Here is an 18391-nt window from a genome sequence, read left to right as displayed (position 1 = left end):
CGGGAGCATTTCGACCGCTAGGGTTACAACTGGCTGGTGCGAAACGTCAGTTAAAATCTGGGAGCGTTGGCACACTCCTACACTGTATTGATTTTTTTTATTTCTGGCAGTTTTTTCGTCAACCTAGTTCCATAGAGGGGACCGTGAGAAAGCCATACCAGCCATACGACCTCGAAATTCCTAATGATTTCAAAACAGCAGCAGTCATGGAACGTGACAGAATAAACTTTGAGTCTCCTAATAAATGGTTATACGTGGGAGCTGACTGTAGAAACCTCAACTTTGCAAAAATAGGGATTACTATGAACGATCTGAGATCCCGCTCATACAGTTCCGCTAATCCCAACTATTACTTATTTTGTGCCTTTCAGTGCCAGCAAAGCACAACGAAAGAACAACTCGAAAGTATTGAACAGTGTGCTCTAATCTATCTTGACGATGTGTTCCGATACGATAACGGCTTGACAAAACGGGCGTGTCACTTTGAGTCAGGATATCTGTCTGAATGCTATTACGATGTCGATTTTGAGGATTTTTTTGTACGCCTGCACGATTACCTACTGGATAATCATGTAAGGTATTTTCAGACGGCTTCTTTAGATGAGGAAGGTTTTGATGACTCGTATGCGCTAGCATGGCAATTCAACCCTCGCTTGGCACACAATGTCAAAATGAGTTGGATCAAAAGGATCCTACGGTGGTAATTAGCTACCCTGAAAGATGTAAGAGGTGACGTAATGTTTAATAAAGCCTGTGTTCGCTAAAATTTAAAACATATTTAGGGCTATATTTACCACTAATGAAGTAGTTCTGCTCAGTCCTCTATTTATTGATGAATCCACCTTTTGGTATCACAATGAAAATACCGGAGTAATTTAACTCCGGTGAATAAGAATATATTTAGTAAGCCCTTGCTGAACTTTATCAACAATAACATTTAACGCTTAGAAAGAACCACAATTTGCCATGTAACATTATTACGATTGAGACCGTCTTCTTTGATAGGATTTACAAACTCAATATAAAAACCTGCTTCTTTAGCCTTTAATATTGCTTCTTCAGTGCTAATTTCGTAGATGACACGCTCAGGTTCTGCGGGACCGAGACGTAAAGTGATGATCATTTTTCCATGTGCATTTAATAAATTATAAGCAGTGTGCAATGCTTGAGTTCTGTCTTCAGGTGGTAAATGCATCCATACGGCACTCATCAATATGAAGTCAAATTTCTTATTGCTGGTGCTCACTTTTTTTAGATAGGGTAAGCTGTCATCAATCCAAGTGATATCAAGATCTTTATGGTAATTCTTAGCTAGTGCTCTGAACTCGACGCTAGGCTCTACGGCAGTAACCTTTAGTCCTCGTTTAGCAAGTGCGGCGGAATCACGGCCCGATCCGGCTCCAATGTCCAGGCATGACTCACCTGAAGAAGGGATAAACTCAGCAACATCGCTAAAAATTTCATCAAAGCTCATCCCTATGTAGGATTCGAAGAAGCTAGATGCTTTGTCGTTGTATTGTTGCCAGCTAGTCATAACTTATCCTCTTTTTTCTCTACTACTATAATATCATTAGTTTTAACATTTTTTATCTCATAGTGCTGCTTTTTTTCCTGCTTATCAAGGAATGAGCTAGGATTGACTGCACCATAAATACTAATGATTGCACAAAGAAATAATACTGTTGACCAACATCCAATTACAGTATAATTCCCTTGAGATTGTATACTGATTTTCTTAAAGCAAAACTCAAAAAAACGAGACATTAAACTTGGTGTTGGTTTAGCATTGAAACGTTCTAGATTTATTTTTGTTTGATGTCGTCTAAACTCTTGTGGATAAAATTCATCTGCAAGTTTATCCATTACAAATGGTAAAAATTGGTTCTCCACATTATTTTGAAATCTTATTTTAAGATCTAATAATCCTCGTAGACGATATAAGGTGATTACAGATAATATATCAAAAAAGGTGATCATGAAAAATATCAACCTTGCAGCCAAATCACTTACTAATGTAGTGCCATACCACAGACCACCATTGATAACAATGACTAAACTTGGCACTTGCCACATTAGCTGGTTTAGAGCACGCATGTGCTGCCCAGCCTCTAAATATGATATTTCTTGTATTCTCTGCTGCCATTTTATTAGCTCAATTTTACTTAGATTCTGGTTTTCATCACTTGGAGTCTGCGGTGCGTCTGACATGTTTATTCTCAATTTGTAGTTTGCATTACAGGGATGTATTATAGCATGTATGTCTATAAAATTTCATAATTGCACAACCGGAATGATTTATGACCCATGAACAGAAGATCTATGCATCCATTACAAAAGCGCGCCAGTTAGCGCCAAGTGGCCACAAAACGTCAGAACTTCATTTGCAGCTCCTCAAGCATGCCCTAGACCTATATCATGTCGATCGAAAAGTGATTTGTGAAGAGCTTCACATTGGTCAGTCATATACTGCAGAAATCGGGAAAATGCGTAACATTGTGGATAGGCTTGTCGCTGCTGGATTGGACTTAAGTAAAATTTAATTTTTGAGGTTCAATAATATGGAGGCGTGGATTGGAGGAATGATCGGAGCTGTTGTTGGTGTTTCAGTGGGGCATGTTGTTAATCATCTTCTATCAGTCCATAAGCAAAATAAGCAAGAAACTCCAGAGAAAGCGTTCATTTGCATTGAACTAATTTTCCATCTGGAATCATATGTTCATGCTTGTTTGGGCGTAGTTAATGATTATTCTGGGCAATTTCCCGTATCGCAAGGTTTGACAGAAACAATGAAAGAACCCACGATATTTGATTATTCGCTAATAAAGGGAAACTGGAAAGCTATCGAACCCAAAATGATGTTTGACATATGTAGTCTTAGCCCGATGCATAAACTAAGTTTGCAACGGCTTGAAGGTGCTTATGAAAATTGTCGTCACAGTGGTGAATGCAATTATTTTATTGTTAGGCAAAAGGAATATTCTTTATTAGGAGCGGCCGCTATGGATTTAGCTTGTAATCTAAGAATAATTTCTTCTTTGCCAGTTAATGAATATCTTACTGAAGCTTGCTACAACATGTATAAGATTGCTGGTCTTTATAAAGAAGAACTTAATTCATATAAAATCCCAATCGGTTTTTAAGTTCATAGGTGATATTGTTTATTTTTTTCGGAGGAAAGTTATGGAACAATCATTTTTAGCTTTAGTGATTGCTGCATTGGCAGTAATTGGTACTGTAGTAAGCTTGGTTATCTCAAAAGAACAGAAAACATCTGAATTTAGGCAGGCATGGATAACAGAGTTGAGAACATCTCTTGTTAAACTTCTTGCGACATATGAAGTTCTTAAGAAAGATTCTGTGGCTGATGTTAATGACATAAAAGAAGCTTTGAAGAAAATTAATGCTACTTCCTCAGAAATTTATCTAAGATTGAATCATGGTATGCCATCGGAGGAAGAGAAGAAATTACGAGAGATTATAACAAGTCTTAATGTACAAGTATCCGCAGGGACTAACAGTGCAGATTTAAAGTTATATTTTGATGCTTATACTAATGCTTCGCATGCTGTATTAAAAAAAGAATGGGAACGAGTTAAGAAGGGTGAGTTTGGTTATCGTTTCTTTAAGTTTTTTAGTATCATATTTATGTTTTTTTTCTTGATATTATGTGGGATTTTTCTATGGCATCACTATCCGCAGATTTGGGGTTATCTGATTGGGAGCGATACAGTTGTGTTAACACTATCTAAATAATTGGTGATATTATTTTATGGTGCTTTCATGTGTTGTTTATTGATATTTTAACAATCTATTTTTAGGTTTGTTTGTTATTAAAGCACCATGATTTTCTTCAAGTCTTAACAATTTCAAGGACATATATGATTTAAAAATAAGCACTACAATCATGTTCAAATAACACGCAAGGATTCCATCTCCGGCAACGTTCATGATAAGAGTAATCCCAAGCTGATAAATCAAGATTGGGTTAATTCCTTAGCTCAGATCAAGCGAAAATATGACTCAACATTTTGTGGGCGCTTCTTCGTGAAGTTCCTCTCATTTAAAATTCCGGACTGACGTCGGTGATGCAATCTTATCGAATTTACGTATAAAACTAGGCTGAGAATTTCTTATGCAGGTCGTAAGCTAACAAATAATCAGCGGTAATCAGCCTGCAAAAGTAGTTCTTTTTTCATGCATTTTGTTTCATTAGAGCGTTGCAAAATCCGTGAGATACGTTTATAAATGCACTGTACATGCATACAGTAATTCATTGCGGAGGGAAAATGAAAATCGAGCTAACCATTGAACGCATGAAGAAACTTCCTGATGGAGCTATACCTGCGCTCGAGTCAGAACTGCTCAAAAGACTCAGCAAACAGTTTGATGATTGCCAGCTTACGATTAGGCGTGCCAGTAATGATGGGTTGATTGTTTTCGGAGGCGACAAGAAAGAGGTCGAACTTATCCTGCAGGAGACCTGGGAAAGCGCGAATGAGTGTTTTTATTAATCGCGTAAATTTCATTGGAGCAGTTTCAAAGAGTATCGCTGTTTGCGTTCCCCTGGCTGTTCCCGATTACTGTTTACCGCGTCATTAAGTCGCTCAGGGGGAAATAGTGTGTAGTGCAGATGCCTTTAATGCAGATGATCAATGGTACGACGTGGTCAGAAGGGCCGATAAAGCAGTTATCTATAGCTTCCCGGCGGAAGGGAGATATCTGGTTTATCGTGTAAATGGAATAGTTTCATTACGACCTTTACTCGAAGAGGAAGAAATCTTTACTCTCAACGGGTTTATGCATTTTGCAAAACGGCTTGGGTACCGAATTACACCACCGTCTGATATTATTCTTTCATAGGCCTGAACAACCTATACCTGATGCGCCACGGAGAGAACCATGGCGCTAGAATTACAACTTATCAAACACCACTCAGGAATACTGATCCCGGCCACACCCGAGACCAGCGATATCCTGCAATCAAAAACCCGGCTCGGCGATGTTCTTGTTGCCGAGTTCAGGCGGGTACGAAACCCGGCATTTCACCGGCGCTTTTTCGCGCTTCTTAATCTCGGTTTTGAATACTGGGAACCAACCGGCGGGGCTATCTCTAGCAACGAGCGGAAGCTGATCACCGGCTACGCAAAATTCCTGGCTTCTTATGGCGGGAATGAGGGCGCGCTGATCGATGCTGCTGAGCAGTATCTTGAGCAGGTTGCTTACCGGCGCGTCACGAATGGCATCAGCCTGTGCAAATCCTTCGATGCTTACCGCTCCTTGGTGATCGTCGAAGCAGGGCACTTTGATGCCATTCAGCTGCCAGACGGAACACTCAAAAAGCATCCTCGCAGCATCTCGTTTGCCAACATGGACGAGCTCGAGTTTCAACAACTCTATAAAGCTGCGCTCGATGTTCTTTGGCGCTGGGTCCTGTCCCGTTCATTCCGCAGTCGTGATGAGGCAGAAAATGTCGCCGCTCAGCTACTTGGCTTTGCGGGGTAATGGGGATGAAGCATACCTGGTTCCACCACACCGATTGCAGCACCGAACAGGCCGACGAACTGGTTAAGCGTTACAAAGCGCGTGGTGTTCGAGTTGAGCGCAGCCTTAACCCGGATTACGTGACCTGGACTGTCAGTGCATTCTTGCCGACCTCAAATACACCAGCGCGCCCGGACAGCCGCTGGCGAAACCGGATGTGGGGGTGAACGTGAAGACATATCAAATCACTTTGCCCTGGCCGCCGAGCAACAACCGGTATTACCGGCACAACCGCGGGCGTACGCACATTAGCGCGGAAGGGCAGGCGTACCGCGACAGTGTCGCCAGAATCATCAAAGACTCAATGCTGGATATCGGCCTGACCACGCCCGTGAAAATCCGTATCGAGTGCCATATGCCGGATCGCCGCCGCCGGGACCTGGACAACCTGCAGAAGGCCGCCTTCGACGCGCTAACGAAATCCGGGTTCTGGCTCGATGACCAGCAGGTCGATTACTACAGCGTGAAGAGAATGCCGATCGTTAAAGGCGGAAAACTCGAACTGACCATCACCGAAATGGAGGCAGCATGAAGCCCGAAACGATCGAGATACTCCGCGCGCACTGGCAGCGCCTCCGGATTTACCGCTACTGGGGATCGGTGCTGGTGGATTATCGCATCTTCCGTAATTACATCAGAATTGAATCGAAGCAGAGGGGCACATGAAACTAGAATCATCATTAAAACACTTTAGCCCTCAGGGAATGCACATCAGCGATAGTGTAAAAAGTACTTCTCCGGATCGTCTCAACGGCACCGATATAATGGTGGCTATTGGTACCACCATCAGTCGTGCGCGATTCGGTTTGGCTGCCTTCTTCGGAAAGGCTGGCATCAGCAAAACGGATGAACAGCTCGCAATTCAGGCTCTGGCGCGATATGCGATGGATGCTGCACCAAAGAATGTTCGCAAAGCAGCTGGTGGACAGTTTGGATGGTGCATGCAGATGTTGGCGCAATTTGCCTTTGCTGATTATTCCCATTCGGCGGCTACCAGCGTGACGTGTCACAGCTGCAGTGGTACCGGGTTTATATCCGGGAATGAGGATGTGGTTAAACATCCTGGTATTTTCGACGCCGACGGTGCCGAAGTGGTGGCCCCGAAGATTAAAAATGAGCTGGTGAAAAGGGTTTGCGGAACATGCGGAGGAAAGAAAGTGATCCTTGCCCGGTGCAGGTGTGGTGGTAAAGGCGAAGTGTTGGACCGCAAAGCGACTAAAGACCGCGGCGCGCCGGTGTTCAAAACCTGCGAGCGCTGCAGCGGAAATGGATTTTCTGGGGTGCCGTCTACTGCAGCCTATAAAGTGATACTGAAGCGAGTCCCGGATCTGCACGTCAGAACGTGGACCCGTAACTGGAAACCGTTTCTGGAGGTGCTTATCGATGTCTGCTACAGAGAAGAACAAAAAGCAGACTCGGCGTTTCAGGATGCAACGAGCTTTCGAGGTGATGTGGACAAAATTTAGCATATTAGCCACTTTAAGCTTGATTTTGTCCGAAGTTGTCATGTATGCTTTCGATTATGGTATGTTGCGCCTGTATGAAATAAAATAATAAAGCCCTGCCATTGAGGCGGGGCTTTTTGCTTTAAGAGTTGTAATCGATAGTTATTGATTTGATTGCAGTATCATTTGCAATGGCATAAGCCAAAAGAACAATTAAGTTATTGTATATCTCATCAATAACATTCTTTTGCTGGAGGTTGAATTTCACGCCTGAAGCAGGTTCCAACATTCTGCTGGCTAGCTCTTTTGCGTGTCTGAAACCTTCGATATTCTCATCGAAGTTTCTCTTATCATGTCTTGAGCCGTCTATGTTCCATGACACCTCTTTATGTGGTTTATTTTTTTTCCAGATGTGAATATGCCTTTTAGTTGATGCTCCATCATTCTGCGGGTCAATTCGATAACAAAAACCTGTCTTAGAATCATACTTTGTTATGGCATGCAACACTGGGTGAAACCAAGCAGGCATAACAATAGTGATAACTAAATGTCCATCTTCATTAACTTCTTTCATCAATCATCTCCATGACTGTAGATATCAGAGCATGTTATCGGACCATATCATCGGACTATATCATTTTTTTATTAGGTATTTATTAGTGAATGAATCGTAATTTGAATACCGCCACTAAATAACTTTTTATAGAGCCGGGATTTTGTTGTTTCTGGAGAATGAGAAAATGCCATGCCACTAAACGGTTAGACCGCAGCCGATAGGCAACGCAGCAGTTATGATGCTGCCCCGAGTCTCCACGTAGAGAGTCAGCTTTGCATCTGGTGATGGTTAATAAGCAAAGAAGCACCGGTGTCGCCGCGTGACAGCCAATCATGCACTGGTAAGAGCTAACGGGGAGCAGAGACGAACCGGGGTGACGAACTCAAAGGCATGGGCGAGGTCACTGCGAAAGTGTAGCAAGAATTCGCTGGTTTAGCTCAGATGGTAGAGCACCTACCTTGTAAGCAGGATGTCGGCGGTTCGATTCCGTCAATCGCACCACATACCCGAGTGAAGATCCTGCTGGTCACGCGGCGGCGTCCGCTCCACGAATCAGAGCATAAAACCGAATCCCCTATTTTTGGAGTGTTCGCCCGTGCATTGTGGTCAATTATAGCCGTGCGATTATCTTCATATTCCCGCCTTGAGCGGGTTTTTATTGCTTAAAATTCATACTTTCTATATCGTTATAGATGTCACATGGTGTGACTTACAAACATACGGAAGGTGTAATATGAACTGTAAAGAATCTGCATGTATCAACGTCAAGGCGTACTACAGAAATTCATACGCAGGCACTGTTAGGGTTCCTGAAGATACCAAGTATATTAATTTGGTTACCGGCTGGGAGTTGCCGATCGTTGAGGTATGCAGATCACCTCAAGCGTTTGCGGTCTTCATAGAACCGCGACACAACAATCGCCATACCTCAATGTGGTGACTAAACCTAAAAATTCTTAAGGCTGCCAGCGGGCGGCCTTTTTTTTACCCCACACAGCGCCATCCGTAATCAACGGAGGTGAGGTTATGACCAGAATGAGCACCATTTATAGCAGACTCTCTTACGGCACCGGGACCGCTTTGACGGGCTGTGGTGTCTCCGCGAAGGCTTACGCCGGCACAGCAAAAACAGAGGTTTGGATCTTGGCCGACAAAATTGCAGGGATGACCCTGAGCGACTGGGCAATCATTGTCGGTATTGCATGCACCGTTATCACCTGTGGCGTGAACTGGTATTACCGACGGAAAGAACGGGAGGACAGGCTAAATGGCTATGCCACTAAGGCTGAAGAATAGCGTTATCGCAGCTATACCATTAGGGGCCATAGGCATTGCTTCCGCTCTTATTACTGGCCCAACTGGTAATGATGGACTTGAAGGTGTCCGATATAACCCTTATCAGGATGTCGTAGGTGTCTGGACTGTATGTTACGGTCATACAGGAAAAGACGTCATGCTCGGCAAGACTTACACCGAGACAGAGTGTCGTGCGCTTCTCAATAAAGACCTGAACACCGTCGCCCACAAGATTGACCCGTACATCCTGAAGCCAATTCCCGAAACTATGCGCGGTGCGCTTTACTCGTTCGTCTATAACGTTGGCGCCGGAAATTTCAAGACATCGAGCTTGTTGCGAAAAATTAACCTGGGCGACCAGAAAGGCGCATGCGATCAGCTGCAGCGCTGGACGTATGCCGGTGGCAAACAGTGGAAGGGGCTGATCACCCGGCGCGAGATTGAGCGTGAAGTCTGCGAGTGGGGCCAAAAATGAGCCGATTAACCGCAATCATCTGCGCTGTCGTTATCTGCCTGCTGGTTTCCATGGCCTTGGCGCTTAACCACTACCGTAGCAACGCCATCATCTATAAAGGGCAGCGCGATAAGGCTACTGAACAGCTCAGCCTTGCGAACGCCGCCATCAAAGACATGCAGACCCGGCAGCGAGATGTCGCTACGCTGGATGCTAAATACACGAAGGAATTAGCTGATGAGAAAAAGAAGCTTTATGATCTTCAGCGTTGCATTAGCAATGGTAAGTGCGGGCTGCACGTCAATGCCAGATGTCCCGCGCCAGGAGAGGCCAGCACCACCGGCCTGGATGATGCAGTCAGCCCCCGACTTACTGACACCTCTGAACGGGATTATTTCACCCTCAGAGATCGAATAGAGACCAGCGTGAAAATGATTGCTGGGCTGCAGGACTACATCAGGCAGCAGTGCTTGCAGTAAGTTTTAACCGTGGATTTTTTTCATGAAGGTGACCCAATCAGAAAATGCCAGCGAGCTGAGCTGATAGTTCTCGACATTTTGATCTTCGGAAATAGGCAACTGACACTTGTAAATTACAGTGATTTCATTCTCATTGTCATTACACGTAGGGAGATAGCCTATAATGACATTTACCCCACAGCTTCCAGGAGTGGACTCTCCATTCGTGTTGTGAACCTTTGTCCATTTATCCTTCGAACTAATCCATGAACCAATTAACTCTACTTGCTCAGAAAATTTTTGCATTTGATCCTCTTAAAAAAACAATCAAAACTAATTCATTTATCTACAGGCATTTAAATAGCACACAACGACGAACAAGAAATGTTCTGTCGCGAGTACCTCATCGATTTAAACGCCACGCAAGCGGCTATTCGGGCGGGGTACAGCGCTAAGACAGCTAACCGCACTGCGTCCGAAAACCTGTCAAAACCTGACAGCCAGTCCAGAATTGCCGAACTTAAAGCGCAACGCAATGATCTGGTTGGTATAAATGCGATATACGTCCTGTATTGTCTTGTTGAGATTGATCGGATGGATGTACTGGACATCCTGACCTCGGCCGGGGAGCTAAAATCGGTGTATCCGTGACCGAAGGTCTGGAGAACAACGCTATCCGGACTGGATGTCGTCGAGATGTCAGCCGAGGGAACCACCGCCGCGCAGCTCAAGAATTTTAAGCGGCTAGGTATGGGGAAGGAATTTGATTCGCTCGGGAAGTGGCGGTACAGAAGTAGCAGAGGGCCACGCAAAGAAACGAAAGAGAAACCGGGCTGTTAACCATATGCCTGGCGGCGATGTTGTTCGTGAGCTGCGGGACAACTGGACCCGTAAGGGTTGAGGTAGTGGACACGGCTTGCGACTAGGTTAAACCCATCTTTTGAACGGATCGCGACTGGGATATGCTGGACAGGCAGACGAAGAAAGACATCCTGGCGCATAACAAAGCTTGGAAAGGAACTGTCAACAGTTTAAGTAACCCTTTATTTAATCTCAATTATTTTATACCTTTATTCTCCTCAGATATTCAGGAGAAAAAACATGCCACAAGGTAGTAGATATTCAAAGATCATTCCGGCCGTTGGTAACTGGTATCTTTTCGTTCAAGGTAAGGAAGAGCTGAAAACATCAGACGCAATCTATCCGATAGCTGCGTGGGCTGAAAGTGATGATGGTAAAATCGTCGGCCTGTCTAATGTTGGCAAGTACCAACCAGCAGAACTATATAGCCCCCCTCCTGGTTTTACCTGCTACTACTTGCGAGAAGAAGAGTTGACGAAAGAGCAAAGAGATCTCATCGGGCGTTAGGCGAGTACAGTTAGGCATTACAGCAGGCATTCACTGAGTGCCTCTGAAAATGCACAATAACTCCTCGTCATATGGAGGGGTTATGGAAGAGAAAGAGCAGTGGTTTTTTTCATGGAATGCTTACGATGCAACCACATGGGAGCACTTACCGGCGTATTCATATGGTGAAGTCTACAGTTGCGATGGTGGACAATCCTCAGGTGAAATATTCGAGTCCTTAATGGCTGAAAAACAGAGGCTGCGAGAAAACCTCTGGATACAGTGCGTAGCATTCAACAAAGTTTAACCGCCTCAGGGCGGTTTTTTTATTCCCATATGAATCGTGTCGTTTGTGGGGTGAAAGTTATGGTGGCTTGGTTCCAGTTTTTTCCAGCAAGAATTTTCTCTATGCAGTGTGTGGCGTAAAGGCCATCTGGTGGAGTGAAAGATATATAGTCGCTTTCGCTGGTTAACTTGAAGTCATGTATAGCTGCGATTGCTGTACGTTCGTTATAGTCAATGCTCCGAAAACAGGTAATCCTCGCTTCGTAAAACGTGTCGGGTAAACCCTCTAGCATGCATCCAGTGGCCCATTGCAAAAGCTGTTCATCTGAATACTCCGGCTGAATGGTGGGAGCTTCCTGCTGCTTACTTATGAGCCGCTTAAATGTATTGAGAAAGGAAAACATGTCACCTCCATGGTTTTTTTCAAGGTTAGCATAGTATTGCAATACACCCGGAGGGATCCATCGTTAGGGTAACATCCATGATAAGGGATAGAGACAATGATAACCCCACCTTAGGATAAGCCCATTAAACACCAAAGCGGATAGTCCGTAGCCGAAAGGCAATGCAGCAGTCATTAAGCTGCCCCGAGTCGCTTAATGGCGAGTAGGTATAGCAGACCGATGTGAGGGTAAATAAGGGAACATGCTCCGGTAAAGCAGCGCGAACGCCATACGTACACCGGTTGTAAGCGGCGATAAAGCGACAGCAACTCAAAGGCATGAGCGTGGCCACTGCGAGAGTGTGGCTGGCATTACAGCAGGCATTCACTGAGTGCCTGTGATAATGCTCAACATAGGAGGGATTATGGCAAAGCTAACTGTTACGTTGACGCGTCTTGAAGAGTGGAAAGACGGGATGGTTTACGGGACGGATGTAACTTTTAAGGCTATTCAATCAGGGGGTGTGCTGATTGAAGACAACGTATCGGGTAAGTGTACTGCTCCTTACTGCCGCAGCTATGATGTTGAGGCTGGGGCTGGTGATATTGTTATTGAGCACAACCGATCAGACCTTCACCATCTGAGTATTACTGCAAGTCTTGACGGCTAACATTTATTTCATCGCCTGCTTTTAATAGTATGCCTCTGGGTACCCAAAGGAGACATATATGTTTGTTGCAGAAGGATTGAAAGCTGATATTGATAATGACGGCTGGGTTAAAGGCTGGGGGGTAATTCGTAATGCTCCATGGCACCTTGCAGGTGTTTATGCGACGAAAGATGTTGCAGAGACAAAAGCAGGGATGTTGGGTGATGGTTATGAGGCTCGCTACGGCTCCCACAGGCTTGGGAGCGACGACTTTATCTCCTAGCCCGCATCGGTAAGCATAATACTTTGAGCCACTGGCATCCGCTGGTGGCTTTTTTATTGGAGTAAGCAATGGCAAAACCGGACTGGGGCGAGCTTCAGCAACGGTTCCTGTCCGAACATGCCGCAACCGGCGTATCACCAAAGGAATGGTGTGAAGCGCAGGGACTGAATTACGCTACCGCCCGTCGATATATCAAAAAACCTACTGCGCAAACTTCACAAAAACCTGCGCAGAAAAAAATGCGCACTGCGCAGAAAGATAAAAGCGCAAATGAGCTGATGGATGATGATGGACTCACCGCTCAGCAGCGCATATTTGTCGCGGAGTACCTTAAAGACAACAATGCCACCGCTGCCGCTGCACGTGCTGGTTATAGTGACCCAAACTACGGTCGTCAGCTCATAGCGAATCCTAACGTTGCGCAGGCCATTGCGCAGCAGCAAAAGGCCTCCATTGCGCGCACGCTCGGCAGTGCCGATGAGGTTCTCGCGCAGATGTGGCAGCTCGCCACCTTCGATGCAAACCAGCTATCACAATACCGCCGCGGCGCATGCCGTTATTGCTGGGGCTTCGGTTACCACTACCAGTGGCGCGATGCAGTTGAGTTTGATGAGGAAACGGCAAAAGTCGAGGGGCGGGAAGGTGCCAGGCTGCCGCAGGATACTGGCGGCTATGGTTACGACCACAATCGAGAACCAAACCCCGAATGCCCGCGCTGTAATGGTGACGGCATTGGCCAGCCTTACTTCCCTGATACACGCAAACTCCCGGCCGTTTCCAGGCTCGCATACTCCGGCGTAAAGGTCGGCAAAAATGGCGTCGAAATCACAGCAATAAGCCGCGAGCGGATGTTCGAAGCGGTCATGAAGCGCCTCGGCCTGGCGGATAGCGAATTCGCGCAGCGACTGCAGCAGATTGAAATCGAGCGCCGGCAGCTGGAGATTGAGAAACTCCGTAAAGAGCTGGCCGGTGATGGTGAGGACGATGAACCAACCCCAGTTCAAATCAATATCAACGTAGTGGATGCGAGGGCAGACGATGGGGATCAGCCCGACACTTAACATCCCTCAGGCGCGCTTCCTCGCAATGCAACACAAGTTCAAAGCCTACGTTGCTGGGTTCGGTTCCGGTAAGACATGGGTGGGTTGTGGCGGTATCTGTAAGGGCATGTGGGAGCACCCTAAAATCAACCAGGGCTATTTCGCGCCAACATATCCGCAGATCCGTGACATCTTCTACCCGACGATTGAAGAGGTTGCCTTCGACTGGGGGCTGAGCGTCAAAATCAACGAGGGGAACAAAGAGGTTCACTTCTACGAGGGGCGGCGCTACCGCGGAACAACCATCTGCCGCTCGATGGAGAAGCCCGGCTCGATAGTCGGTTTCAAAATCGGTAACGCGATGGTGGATGAGCTGGATGTCATGGCGGCAGCCAAAGCGCAACAAGCCTGGCGAAAAATCATCGCTCGTATGCGTTACAAGGTTGATGGGCTACGTAATGGCATTGATGTAACGACGACGCCAGAAGGGTTCAAGTTCGTCTACCAGCAGTTCGTGAAGGCGGTGCGTGAAAAACCAGAGCTTGCGGCGCTCTATGGACTGATTCAGGCCAGCACGTTCGACAATGCGAAGAATCTGCCGCCTGATTACATCCCATCGCTGCTGAGCTCTTACCCTGACGAACTGATTCAGGCATATCTTCGCGGCAAGTTCACCAACCTCAACAGCGGGACCATTTACCACACGTTCAACCGTAAGCTGAATAACTGTTCTGACGAGATTCAGGACGGGGATTCGCTGTTTATCGGTATGGACTTCAACGTTGGGAAAATGGCCGCGATTGTTCACGTTAAGCGTAACGGCCTGCCGCGCGCGGTTCGTGAGCTGGTGAAGGTCTACGATACTCCGGCGATGATTAAGCGTATCCAGGAAGAGTTCTGGCGCTACGAGGATGGTCGCTACGTTAAAAACCGGGAGATTTACATCTATCCGGATGCATCAGGGGATTCACGCAAATCCCAGAACGCAAGCAAGACCGATATCGCTCAGCTCAACGATGCAGGATTCAGCGTCATTGTTGATGATGCCAACCCGCCGGTTAAAGACCGCATCAACTCGATGAATGCCATGTTCTGTAACGCCAACGGCGAGCGCCGCTATCTGGTGAACGTCCAGAACTGCCCGGTTTATACCGAGAGCCTTGAGCAGCAAATCTGGGCGGCAAATGGCGAACCGGACAAATCAGCAGATAACGATCACCCCAATGATGCTGGTGGGTACTTCATCGTGAAGGATTACCCGATCGTGAAACCGGCATACTCAATCACCATGGACACCACTTTCTGATATGGCAAACGACGACATCACCTGGGTTCGACCAGAACACCGGGCGGCTTCTGCTGCCTGGCGGAAATACAGGGACTTTTGCAAAGGAGCTGAGGCCGTAAAGGCAGCGGGTAATAAGTACCTGCCTTATCTCGACCCAACTGATAAATCCACACGCAATCGCAAGCGCAATGAGGACTATCTGAGCCGCGCGGTGTTCTATGCCATTGCCGGTAATACGAAAATCGGCATGCTTGGGATGGCTTATCGCAAGGACCCCACGTTTAACGGTCCTGAAAAGCTGAAATACCTGTTAAACAATGCTGACGGGGCCGGTACCAGCATCTACCAGCAGTCGCAGCTGGTGGCCGAGAACGTGCTGGAAGTTGCGCGTGAGGGGCTTTATGTCGATTACGCTGAAGCCTCCGATGAAGCGATCATCCTCCGCTATCCGGCAGAGAACATCATTAACTGGCGAACAAAGCGTATTAACGGGCGCGATCAGTTGGTGCTGGTGGTCCTGCGCGAATGCGTAGAAGAGCCGGATGGTTACGCTTACAAGGATGAAATCCAGTACCGTGAGCTGGCGCTGCAGGAAGGGAAGTTTATCTGTCGGGTATGGCGCCGGGCTGGTGGCACTGCAAGCGGAACCTACACCGTTGACAGTGAGTACCACCCTAAGCCGAAAGGAAAGGACTACTGGGACGAAATCCCATTCACATTCGTCGGGGCCCAGAACAACGATCCCACCATTGATGATTCACCGCTGGCTGCGCTAGTGGAGATAAACCACGGTCATTATCGTAACAGTGCCGACTATGAGGACAGTGTGTGGTTCTGTGGCCAGGTGCAGCCGTACATGACTGGGCTCGATACCAACTGGCGAGACCACCTCGAGAAGAAGGGCGTGAAAATTGGTTCCCGATCACCGCTTTTGCTTCCTAAAGAAGGCTCGTTTGGCTATGCCCAGGCGCAGCCGAACATGCTGGCTAAAGAGGCCATGGACAGTAAGCGCGATTACATGGTGCAGTTGGGCGCCCGACTGATTGAGCAGAACGCCACAGCGAAGACTGCGACGCAGGCGAGCGGTGAGCAAACATCCTCAACATCAGTGCTCGGTATCTGTGTTTCAAACGTTTCTGAGGCCTATACGCTGGCGCTTGGCTGGTGTGCGAAATACCTCGGCATCAAGGGCGAAACGACGAGTTACACCATCAATCAGGAGTTCATAGCGAAGGTCGCGGAGACTGGCATGGTAACGGCAATCGTCTACGCTTGGCAGTCCGGTGCGTTGCGCGATAGCGATATGATTCGCGCACTGCAGAAGCTTGATCTCATTGACCCGGCTGACAGCCCGGACGAGGTTATTGATGCGCTTCGCAATCAGGCACCAACGTTGACGGGAGGCTGATATGCCCACCATTAACGAAAGCCTACGAGATGAATCAATCGCACATTCCGTCTGGTTAAGCCGCTACGCCACTGGCGTGGCAAACCGAATGGTGAAGTTGCTTAACGAGACGGACGCGGATCTTTCAGCGCGGCTACTGGATGCGCTGGACAGATTGCCGCCGGAGAGCTTCACCGTTAGCCGTCTGGAGAGTTTACTGGGCAGCGTGCGCGAGCTTAACCATCAGGCCGTAGCCACCATGCATGCAGGGCTCGAGAGTGAGCTGGTGGCGCTGGCAAAGAACGAAGCCAGTTATCAGCTGAGCCTGTTCGATTCCCTTTTGCCATCACAGGTCCTGTCTCACTATCCGTTGCAGGGCATCACCGCCGATATGGTGTATGCCGCGGCGATGGCGCAACCCTTTCAGGGGCGGCTGCTGAGTGAGTGGGCGGATAATCTGGAATCGGACAGGCTGGCTCGTATCGTGAACGCTGTTCGCAGGGGTTATCTTGCTGGCGACACGGTAGAAACTATCGCGCGCAATGTTCGTGGCCACGCCAACAAAGACTATCGCGACGGGGCGCTGCAGATGAGCAGGGCAAATGCCGCCAGCATCGCTAAAACAGCCGTGAATCATCTGGCTGCCACAGCACGCAACAGCTTCACCAGTGCCAACAGCGACATCGTGAAAGGTAAACAGTGGCTGTCTACGCTGGACAATAAAACCAGCCACGACTGCATTATTCGTGACCTGCTGCGCTACACCCTGGATAACAAACCGGTCGGGCATAAGGTGCCTTACCTGCAGGGGCCCGGGAAAATTCATTTTTGCTGTCGTTCTACCGAAACCCTGATCCTCAAGTCGTGGCGCGAACTTGGCATCGATATCGACGAGATGGACGAGGGGACTCGTGCCAGCATGGATGGACAGGTGCCGGGGAAAACCTCGTATCTGGAATGGCTAGCGCGCCAGTCGGCACAACGCCAGGATCAGGTTCTGGGTGCCGAGCGTGGCCGTTTGTTCCGTGCGGGTGAAATCGACCTGGCTGATATGTTCACTGACAAAGGCGAGTGGATTTCCCTGGAACGTCTGAAGCAGTTATCTGGCACTGACAACTAACAACCATTTCTAACTTCACGCCCTGGCATCCGCTGGGGCTTTTTTATGGGCGAGGCCCGGCAAAATCCCGAGGGGAAATTATGTTAATTCGAAACATGCTTCTGAAATATTACGCACCAGAAAGCGGCGGTGAGGGCGGCGGTGGCGGTGGTATCGAAATCACGCCTGAAATCCAGAAGCTGATTGATGAGCGCGTGACCAGCGAAGTCACCGGCCTCAAAACGAAAAATAGCGAACTGCTGGGCACCATTAAACAGCAGAAAGAAAACCTGTCCCGCTTTGAAGGTATCGATCCAGACGCTGTGCGCGGCATTCTCCAGCGTTTTTCCGACGACGAAGAGGCAAAGCTGATTGCCGCCGGAAAAATCGATGAGGTGCTCGATAAGCGCACCGAGCGTCTGCGTGCTGACGTTGATAAGCAGATTAAAGCCGCAAATGAACGCGCGGACAAAGCCGAAGCGTTCTCCAACAAATTCCGGGATCGAGTTCTGGGGGATGCAATCCGTGCAGCAGCCTCAAAAGCTGGCGCGCTGCCGGAAGCATCCGACGATCTGATTCTGCGTGCCAAAGGCACATTCCAGCTCAACGACGAAGGCGAGGCCGTAGCAGTTGATGCAAATGGCGATGTTCTGTTCGGTAAAGACGGCAAAACTCCACTAAGCCCGCTTGAGTGGGCGGAGTCTCTTAAGGAGACGGCTCCGCATCTTTTCCCACGCGCAGAAGGCACCGGCGCGGGCGGACACAAACCAAACGGCGGTGGCAGCCTGAAACGTTCCGAAATGAGCGCCAGCGACAAAGCGGACTACATCCGCAAGCATGGCCAGCAGGCCTTCCTCAAACTTCCGAAATAAGGGATTAA

General features: G+C 47.7%; 26 protein-coding genes, 1 tRNA gene and 1 pseudogene. 23 read left to right on the top strand and 5 right to left on the bottom strand.

The features are described 5' to 3' along the window. Positions 1-937 precede the first annotated feature (937 nt). A complete protein-coding gene (locus AC0TN7_RS08240) occupies positions 938-1534 on the bottom strand; it encodes a class I SAM-dependent methyltransferase (protein WP_473702040.1) in 597 nt (198 codons plus the stop codon). Continuing rightward, positions 1531-2208, bottom strand: a complete 678-nt coding sequence (locus AC0TN7_RS08235) for a hypothetical protein (RefSeq protein ID WP_473702039.1) — start codon at positions 2206-2208, stop codon at positions 1531-1533. The genes AC0TN7_RS08240 and AC0TN7_RS08235 overlap by 4 nt, the downstream gene beginning before the upstream one ends. Positions 2209-2297: 89 nt before the next feature. Here AC0TN7_RS08235 and AC0TN7_RS08230 point away from each other — a divergent pair, with 89 nt between their 5' ends. The 9 genes from AC0TN7_RS08230 (at position 2298) to AC0TN7_RS08190 (ending at position 7007) form a co-directional block, all read left to right on the top strand. Continuing rightward, a complete protein-coding gene (locus tag AC0TN7_RS08230; RefSeq protein WP_335264991.1) occupies positions 2298-2540 on the top strand; it encodes an HTH-like domain-containing protein in 243 nt (80 codons plus the stop codon). Positions 2541-2558: 18 nt separating this feature from the next. Further along, complete coding sequence (locus AC0TN7_RS08225) at positions 2559-3140, top strand: hypothetical protein (protein WP_473702038.1); 582 nt, start codon at positions 2559-2561, stop codon at positions 3138-3140. A 40-nt stretch (positions 3141-3180) separates the two neighbouring features. Next, a complete protein-coding gene (locus AC0TN7_RS08220; protein WP_473702037.1) occupies positions 3181-3753 on the top strand; it encodes a hypothetical protein in 573 nt (190 codons plus the stop codon). Positions 3754-4286: 533 nt separating this feature from the next. After that, positions 4287-4511: a DinI-like family protein gene (locus AC0TN7_RS08215; RefSeq protein ID WP_473702036.1), complete on the top strand. Its 225-nt coding sequence runs from the start codon at positions 4287-4289 to the stop codon at positions 4509-4511. A 388-nt stretch (positions 4512-4899) separates the two neighbouring features. Next, complete coding sequence (locus tag AC0TN7_RS08210; protein ID WP_473702035.1) at positions 4900-5502, top strand: DUF1367 family protein; 603 nt, start codon at positions 4900-4902, stop codon at positions 5500-5502. Beyond that, on the top strand, positions 5502-5708 hold the full coding sequence (locus AC0TN7_RS08205; RefSeq protein WP_473702034.1) for a hypothetical protein: 207 nt from the start codon (positions 5502-5504) through the stop codon (positions 5706-5708). Before AC0TN7_RS08210 ends, AC0TN7_RS08205 begins: the two co-directional genes overlap by 1 nt. A gap of 2 nt (positions 5709-5710) precedes the next feature. Beyond that, complete coding sequence (gene rusA, locus AC0TN7_RS08200; protein ID WP_473702033.1) at positions 5711-6073, top strand: crossover junction endodeoxyribonuclease RusA; 363 nt, start codon at positions 5711-5713, stop codon at positions 6071-6073. Beyond that, the gene (locus AC0TN7_RS08195; RefSeq protein WP_024907185.1) at positions 6070-6207 is read left to right on the top strand and encodes a YlcG family protein; all 138 of its coding nucleotides are present in this window, start codon (positions 6070-6072) and stop codon (positions 6205-6207) included. Before rusA ends, AC0TN7_RS08195 begins: the two co-directional genes overlap by 4 nt. After that, a complete protein-coding gene (locus tag AC0TN7_RS08190) occupies positions 6204-7007 on the top strand; it encodes an antitermination protein (protein WP_473702032.1) in 804 nt (267 codons plus the stop codon). The genes AC0TN7_RS08195 and AC0TN7_RS08190 overlap by 4 nt, the downstream gene beginning before the upstream one ends. A gap of 121 nt (positions 7008-7128) precedes the next feature. Here AC0TN7_RS08190 and AC0TN7_RS08185 read toward each other — a convergent pair whose 3' ends face one another. Next, a complete protein-coding gene (locus AC0TN7_RS08185) occupies positions 7129-7560 on the bottom strand; it encodes a DUF6367 family protein (protein ID WP_024907187.1) in 432 nt (143 codons plus the stop codon). Positions 7561-7968: 408 nt separating this feature from the next. Here AC0TN7_RS08185 and AC0TN7_RS08180 point away from each other — a divergent pair. The 4 genes from AC0TN7_RS08180 to AC0TN7_RS08165 all read left to right on the top strand — a co-directional run bounded on the left by AC0TN7_RS08180 (position 7969) and on the right by AC0TN7_RS08165 (position 9771). Beyond that, positions 7969-8043, top strand: a tRNA-Thr gene (locus AC0TN7_RS08180). A gap of 525 nt (positions 8044-8568) precedes the next feature. Then, positions 8569-8838 (top strand): phage holin, encoded by a 270-nt coding sequence (locus tag AC0TN7_RS08175; protein ID WP_024907253.1) that lies wholly within the window; start codon positions 8569-8571, stop codon positions 8836-8838. Continuing rightward, positions 8810-9313: a lysozyme gene (locus AC0TN7_RS08170; RefSeq protein WP_473702031.1), complete on the top strand. Its 504-nt coding sequence runs from the start codon at positions 8810-8812 to the stop codon at positions 9311-9313. The genes AC0TN7_RS08175 and AC0TN7_RS08170 overlap by 29 nt, the downstream gene beginning before the upstream one ends. Continuing rightward, positions 9310-9771, top strand: coding sequence for a lysis protein (locus AC0TN7_RS08165; protein ID WP_473702030.1), 462 nt, complete (start codon positions 9310-9312; stop codon positions 9769-9771). The genes AC0TN7_RS08170 and AC0TN7_RS08165 overlap by 4 nt, the downstream gene beginning before the upstream one ends. Positions 9772-9774: 3 nt before the next feature. Here the strand turns inward: AC0TN7_RS08165 and AC0TN7_RS08160 are convergent, their stop codons facing one another. Further along, positions 9775-10056, bottom strand: a complete 282-nt coding sequence (locus AC0TN7_RS08160) for a hypothetical protein (protein ID WP_024907190.1) — start codon at positions 10054-10056, stop codon at positions 9775-9777. 54 nt (positions 10057-10110) lie between these two features. Between AC0TN7_RS08160 and AC0TN7_RS08155 the strand changes: the two are divergent. From AC0TN7_RS08155 to AC0TN7_RS08145, 3 genes and pseudogenes are all read left to right on the top strand, one after another. Then, positions 10111-10530: pseudogene (locus AC0TN7_RS08155) on the top strand (terminase small subunit); the annotation flags it as partial. A 321-nt stretch (positions 10531-10851) separates the two neighbouring features. After that, complete coding sequence (locus AC0TN7_RS08150) at positions 10852-11118, top strand: hypothetical protein (protein WP_042678262.1); 267 nt, start codon at positions 10852-10854, stop codon at positions 11116-11118. Positions 11119-11200: 82 nt separating this feature from the next. After that, on the top strand, positions 11201-11404 hold the full coding sequence (locus tag AC0TN7_RS08145; RefSeq protein ID WP_048244212.1) for a hypothetical protein: 204 nt from the start codon (positions 11201-11203) through the stop codon (positions 11402-11404). Between the two features lie 19 nt (positions 11405-11423). Here AC0TN7_RS08145 and AC0TN7_RS08140 read toward each other — a convergent pair whose 3' ends face one another. Beyond that, the gene (locus tag AC0TN7_RS08140) at positions 11424-11786 is read right to left on the bottom strand and encodes a hypothetical protein (protein ID WP_473702029.1); all 363 of its coding nucleotides are present in this window, start codon (positions 11784-11786) and stop codon (positions 11424-11426) included. Between the two features lie 403 nt (positions 11787-12189). Between AC0TN7_RS08140 and AC0TN7_RS08135 the strand changes: the two genes are divergently transcribed. The 7 genes from AC0TN7_RS08135 to AC0TN7_RS08105 all read left to right on the top strand — a co-directional run bounded on the left by AC0TN7_RS08135 (position 12190) and on the right by AC0TN7_RS08105 (position 18383). Next, the gene (locus tag AC0TN7_RS08135; RefSeq protein ID WP_473702028.1) at positions 12190-12435 is read left to right on the top strand and encodes a hypothetical protein; all 246 of its coding nucleotides are present in this window, start codon (positions 12190-12192) and stop codon (positions 12433-12435) included. 58 nt (positions 12436-12493) lie between these two features. Beyond that, positions 12494-12697 carry a hypothetical protein gene (locus AC0TN7_RS08130; RefSeq protein ID WP_014832159.1) on the top strand — a complete coding sequence of 68 codons (204 nt, stop codon included), beginning with the start codon at positions 12494-12496 and terminating at the stop codon, positions 12695-12697. Between the two features lie 68 nt (positions 12698-12765). Next, the gene (locus AC0TN7_RS08125) at positions 12766-13758 is read left to right on the top strand and encodes a terminase small subunit (RefSeq protein ID WP_473702027.1); all 993 of its coding nucleotides are present in this window, start codon (positions 12766-12768) and stop codon (positions 13756-13758) included. Beyond that, positions 13736-15043: a terminase large subunit domain-containing protein gene (locus tag AC0TN7_RS08120; protein WP_473702026.1), complete on the top strand. Its 1308-nt coding sequence runs from the start codon at positions 13736-13738 to the stop codon at positions 15041-15043. Before AC0TN7_RS08125 ends, AC0TN7_RS08120 begins: the two co-directional genes overlap by 23 nt. Position 15044: 1 nt before the next feature. Then, on the top strand, positions 15045-16433 hold the full coding sequence (locus tag AC0TN7_RS08115) for a DUF4055 domain-containing protein (protein WP_473702025.1): 1389 nt from the start codon (positions 15045-15047) through the stop codon (positions 16431-16433). 1 nt (position 16434) lies between these two features. Continuing rightward, the gene (locus AC0TN7_RS08110; protein ID WP_473702024.1) at positions 16435-17532 is read left to right on the top strand and encodes a phage minor head protein; all 1098 of its coding nucleotides are present in this window, start codon (positions 16435-16437) and stop codon (positions 17530-17532) included. Positions 17533-17612: 80 nt separating this feature from the next. Continuing rightward, positions 17613-18383: a hypothetical protein gene (locus AC0TN7_RS08105; protein ID WP_118283747.1), complete on the top strand. Its 771-nt coding sequence runs from the start codon at positions 17613-17615 to the stop codon at positions 18381-18383. Positions 18384-18391: the final 8 nt, after the last annotated feature.

This window comes from Enterobacter sp. PL_is511, from assembly GCF_055816065.1.
This window is presented reverse-complemented; position numbering and strand designations above follow the sequence as displayed.

What these genes read in the sequence shown, in the direction of transcription:
- AC0TN7_RS08240 (WP_473702040.1), bottom strand. Translation starts at nt 1,534, where the DNA reads ATGACTAGCTGGCAACAATACAACGACAAAGCATCTAGCTTCTTCGAA.
- AC0TN7_RS08235 (WP_473702039.1), bottom strand. Translation starts at nt 2,208, where the DNA reads ATGTCAGACGCACCGCAGACTCCAAGTGATGAAAACCAGAATCTAAGT.
- AC0TN7_RS08230 (WP_335264991.1), top strand. Translation starts at nt 2,298, where the DNA reads ATGACCCATGAACAGAAGATCTATGCATCCATTACAAAAGCGCGCCAG.
- AC0TN7_RS08225 (WP_473702038.1), top strand. Translation starts at nt 2,559, where the DNA reads ATGGAGGCGTGGATTGGAGGAATGATCGGAGCTGTTGTTGGTGTTTCA.
- AC0TN7_RS08220 (WP_473702037.1), top strand. Translation starts at nt 3,181, where the DNA reads ATGGAACAATCATTTTTAGCTTTAGTGATTGCTGCATTGGCAGTAATT.
- AC0TN7_RS08215 (WP_473702036.1), top strand. Translation starts at nt 4,287, where the DNA reads ATGAAAATCGAGCTAACCATTGAACGCATGAAGAAACTTCCTGATGGA.
- AC0TN7_RS08210 (WP_473702035.1), top strand. Translation starts at nt 4,900, where the DNA reads ATGGCGCTAGAATTACAACTTATCAAACACCACTCAGGAATACTGATC.
- AC0TN7_RS08205 (WP_473702034.1), top strand. Translation starts at nt 5,502, where the DNA reads ATGGGGATGAAGCATACCTGGTTCCACCACACCGATTGCAGCACCGAA.
- AC0TN7_RS08195 (WP_024907185.1), top strand. Translation starts at nt 6,070, where the DNA reads ATGAAGCCCGAAACGATCGAGATACTCCGCGCGCACTGGCAGCGCCTC.
- AC0TN7_RS08190 (WP_473702032.1), top strand. Translation starts at nt 6,204, where the DNA reads ATGAAACTAGAATCATCATTAAAACACTTTAGCCCTCAGGGAATGCAC.
- AC0TN7_RS08185 (WP_024907187.1), bottom strand. Translation starts at nt 7,560, where the DNA reads ATGAAAGAAGTTAATGAAGATGGACATTTAGTTATCACTATTGTTATG.
- AC0TN7_RS08175 (WP_024907253.1), top strand. Translation starts at nt 8,569, where the DNA reads ATGACCAGAATGAGCACCATTTATAGCAGACTCTCTTACGGCACCGGG.
- AC0TN7_RS08170 (WP_473702031.1), top strand. Translation starts at nt 8,810, where the DNA reads ATGGCTATGCCACTAAGGCTGAAGAATAGCGTTATCGCAGCTATACCA.
- AC0TN7_RS08165 (WP_473702030.1), top strand. Translation starts at nt 9,310, where the DNA reads ATGAGCCGATTAACCGCAATCATCTGCGCTGTCGTTATCTGCCTGCTG.
- AC0TN7_RS08160 (WP_024907190.1), bottom strand. Translation starts at nt 10,056, where the DNA reads ATGCAAAAATTTTCTGAGCAAGTAGAGTTAATTGGTTCATGGATTAGT.
- AC0TN7_RS08150 (WP_042678262.1), top strand. Translation starts at nt 10,852, where the DNA reads ATGCCACAAGGTAGTAGATATTCAAAGATCATTCCGGCCGTTGGTAAC.
- AC0TN7_RS08145 (WP_048244212.1), top strand. Translation starts at nt 11,201, where the DNA reads ATGGAAGAGAAAGAGCAGTGGTTTTTTTCATGGAATGCTTACGATGCA.
- AC0TN7_RS08140 (WP_473702029.1), bottom strand. Translation starts at nt 11,786, where the DNA reads ATGTTTTCCTTTCTCAATACATTTAAGCGGCTCATAAGTAAGCAGCAG.
- AC0TN7_RS08135 (WP_473702028.1), top strand. Translation starts at nt 12,190, where the DNA reads ATGGCAAAGCTAACTGTTACGTTGACGCGTCTTGAAGAGTGGAAAGAC.
- AC0TN7_RS08130 (WP_014832159.1), top strand. Translation starts at nt 12,494, where the DNA reads ATGTTTGTTGCAGAAGGATTGAAAGCTGATATTGATAATGACGGCTGG.
- AC0TN7_RS08125 (WP_473702027.1), top strand. Translation starts at nt 12,766, where the DNA reads ATGGCAAAACCGGACTGGGGCGAGCTTCAGCAACGGTTCCTGTCCGAA.
- AC0TN7_RS08120 (WP_473702026.1), top strand. Translation starts at nt 13,736, where the DNA reads ATGGGGATCAGCCCGACACTTAACATCCCTCAGGCGCGCTTCCTCGCA.
- AC0TN7_RS08115 (WP_473702025.1), top strand. Translation starts at nt 15,045, where the DNA reads ATGGCAAACGACGACATCACCTGGGTTCGACCAGAACACCGGGCGGCT.
- AC0TN7_RS08110 (WP_473702024.1), top strand. Translation starts at nt 16,435, where the DNA reads ATGCCCACCATTAACGAAAGCCTACGAGATGAATCAATCGCACATTCC.
- AC0TN7_RS08105 (WP_118283747.1), top strand. Translation starts at nt 17,613, where the DNA reads ATGTTAATTCGAAACATGCTTCTGAAATATTACGCACCAGAAAGCGGC.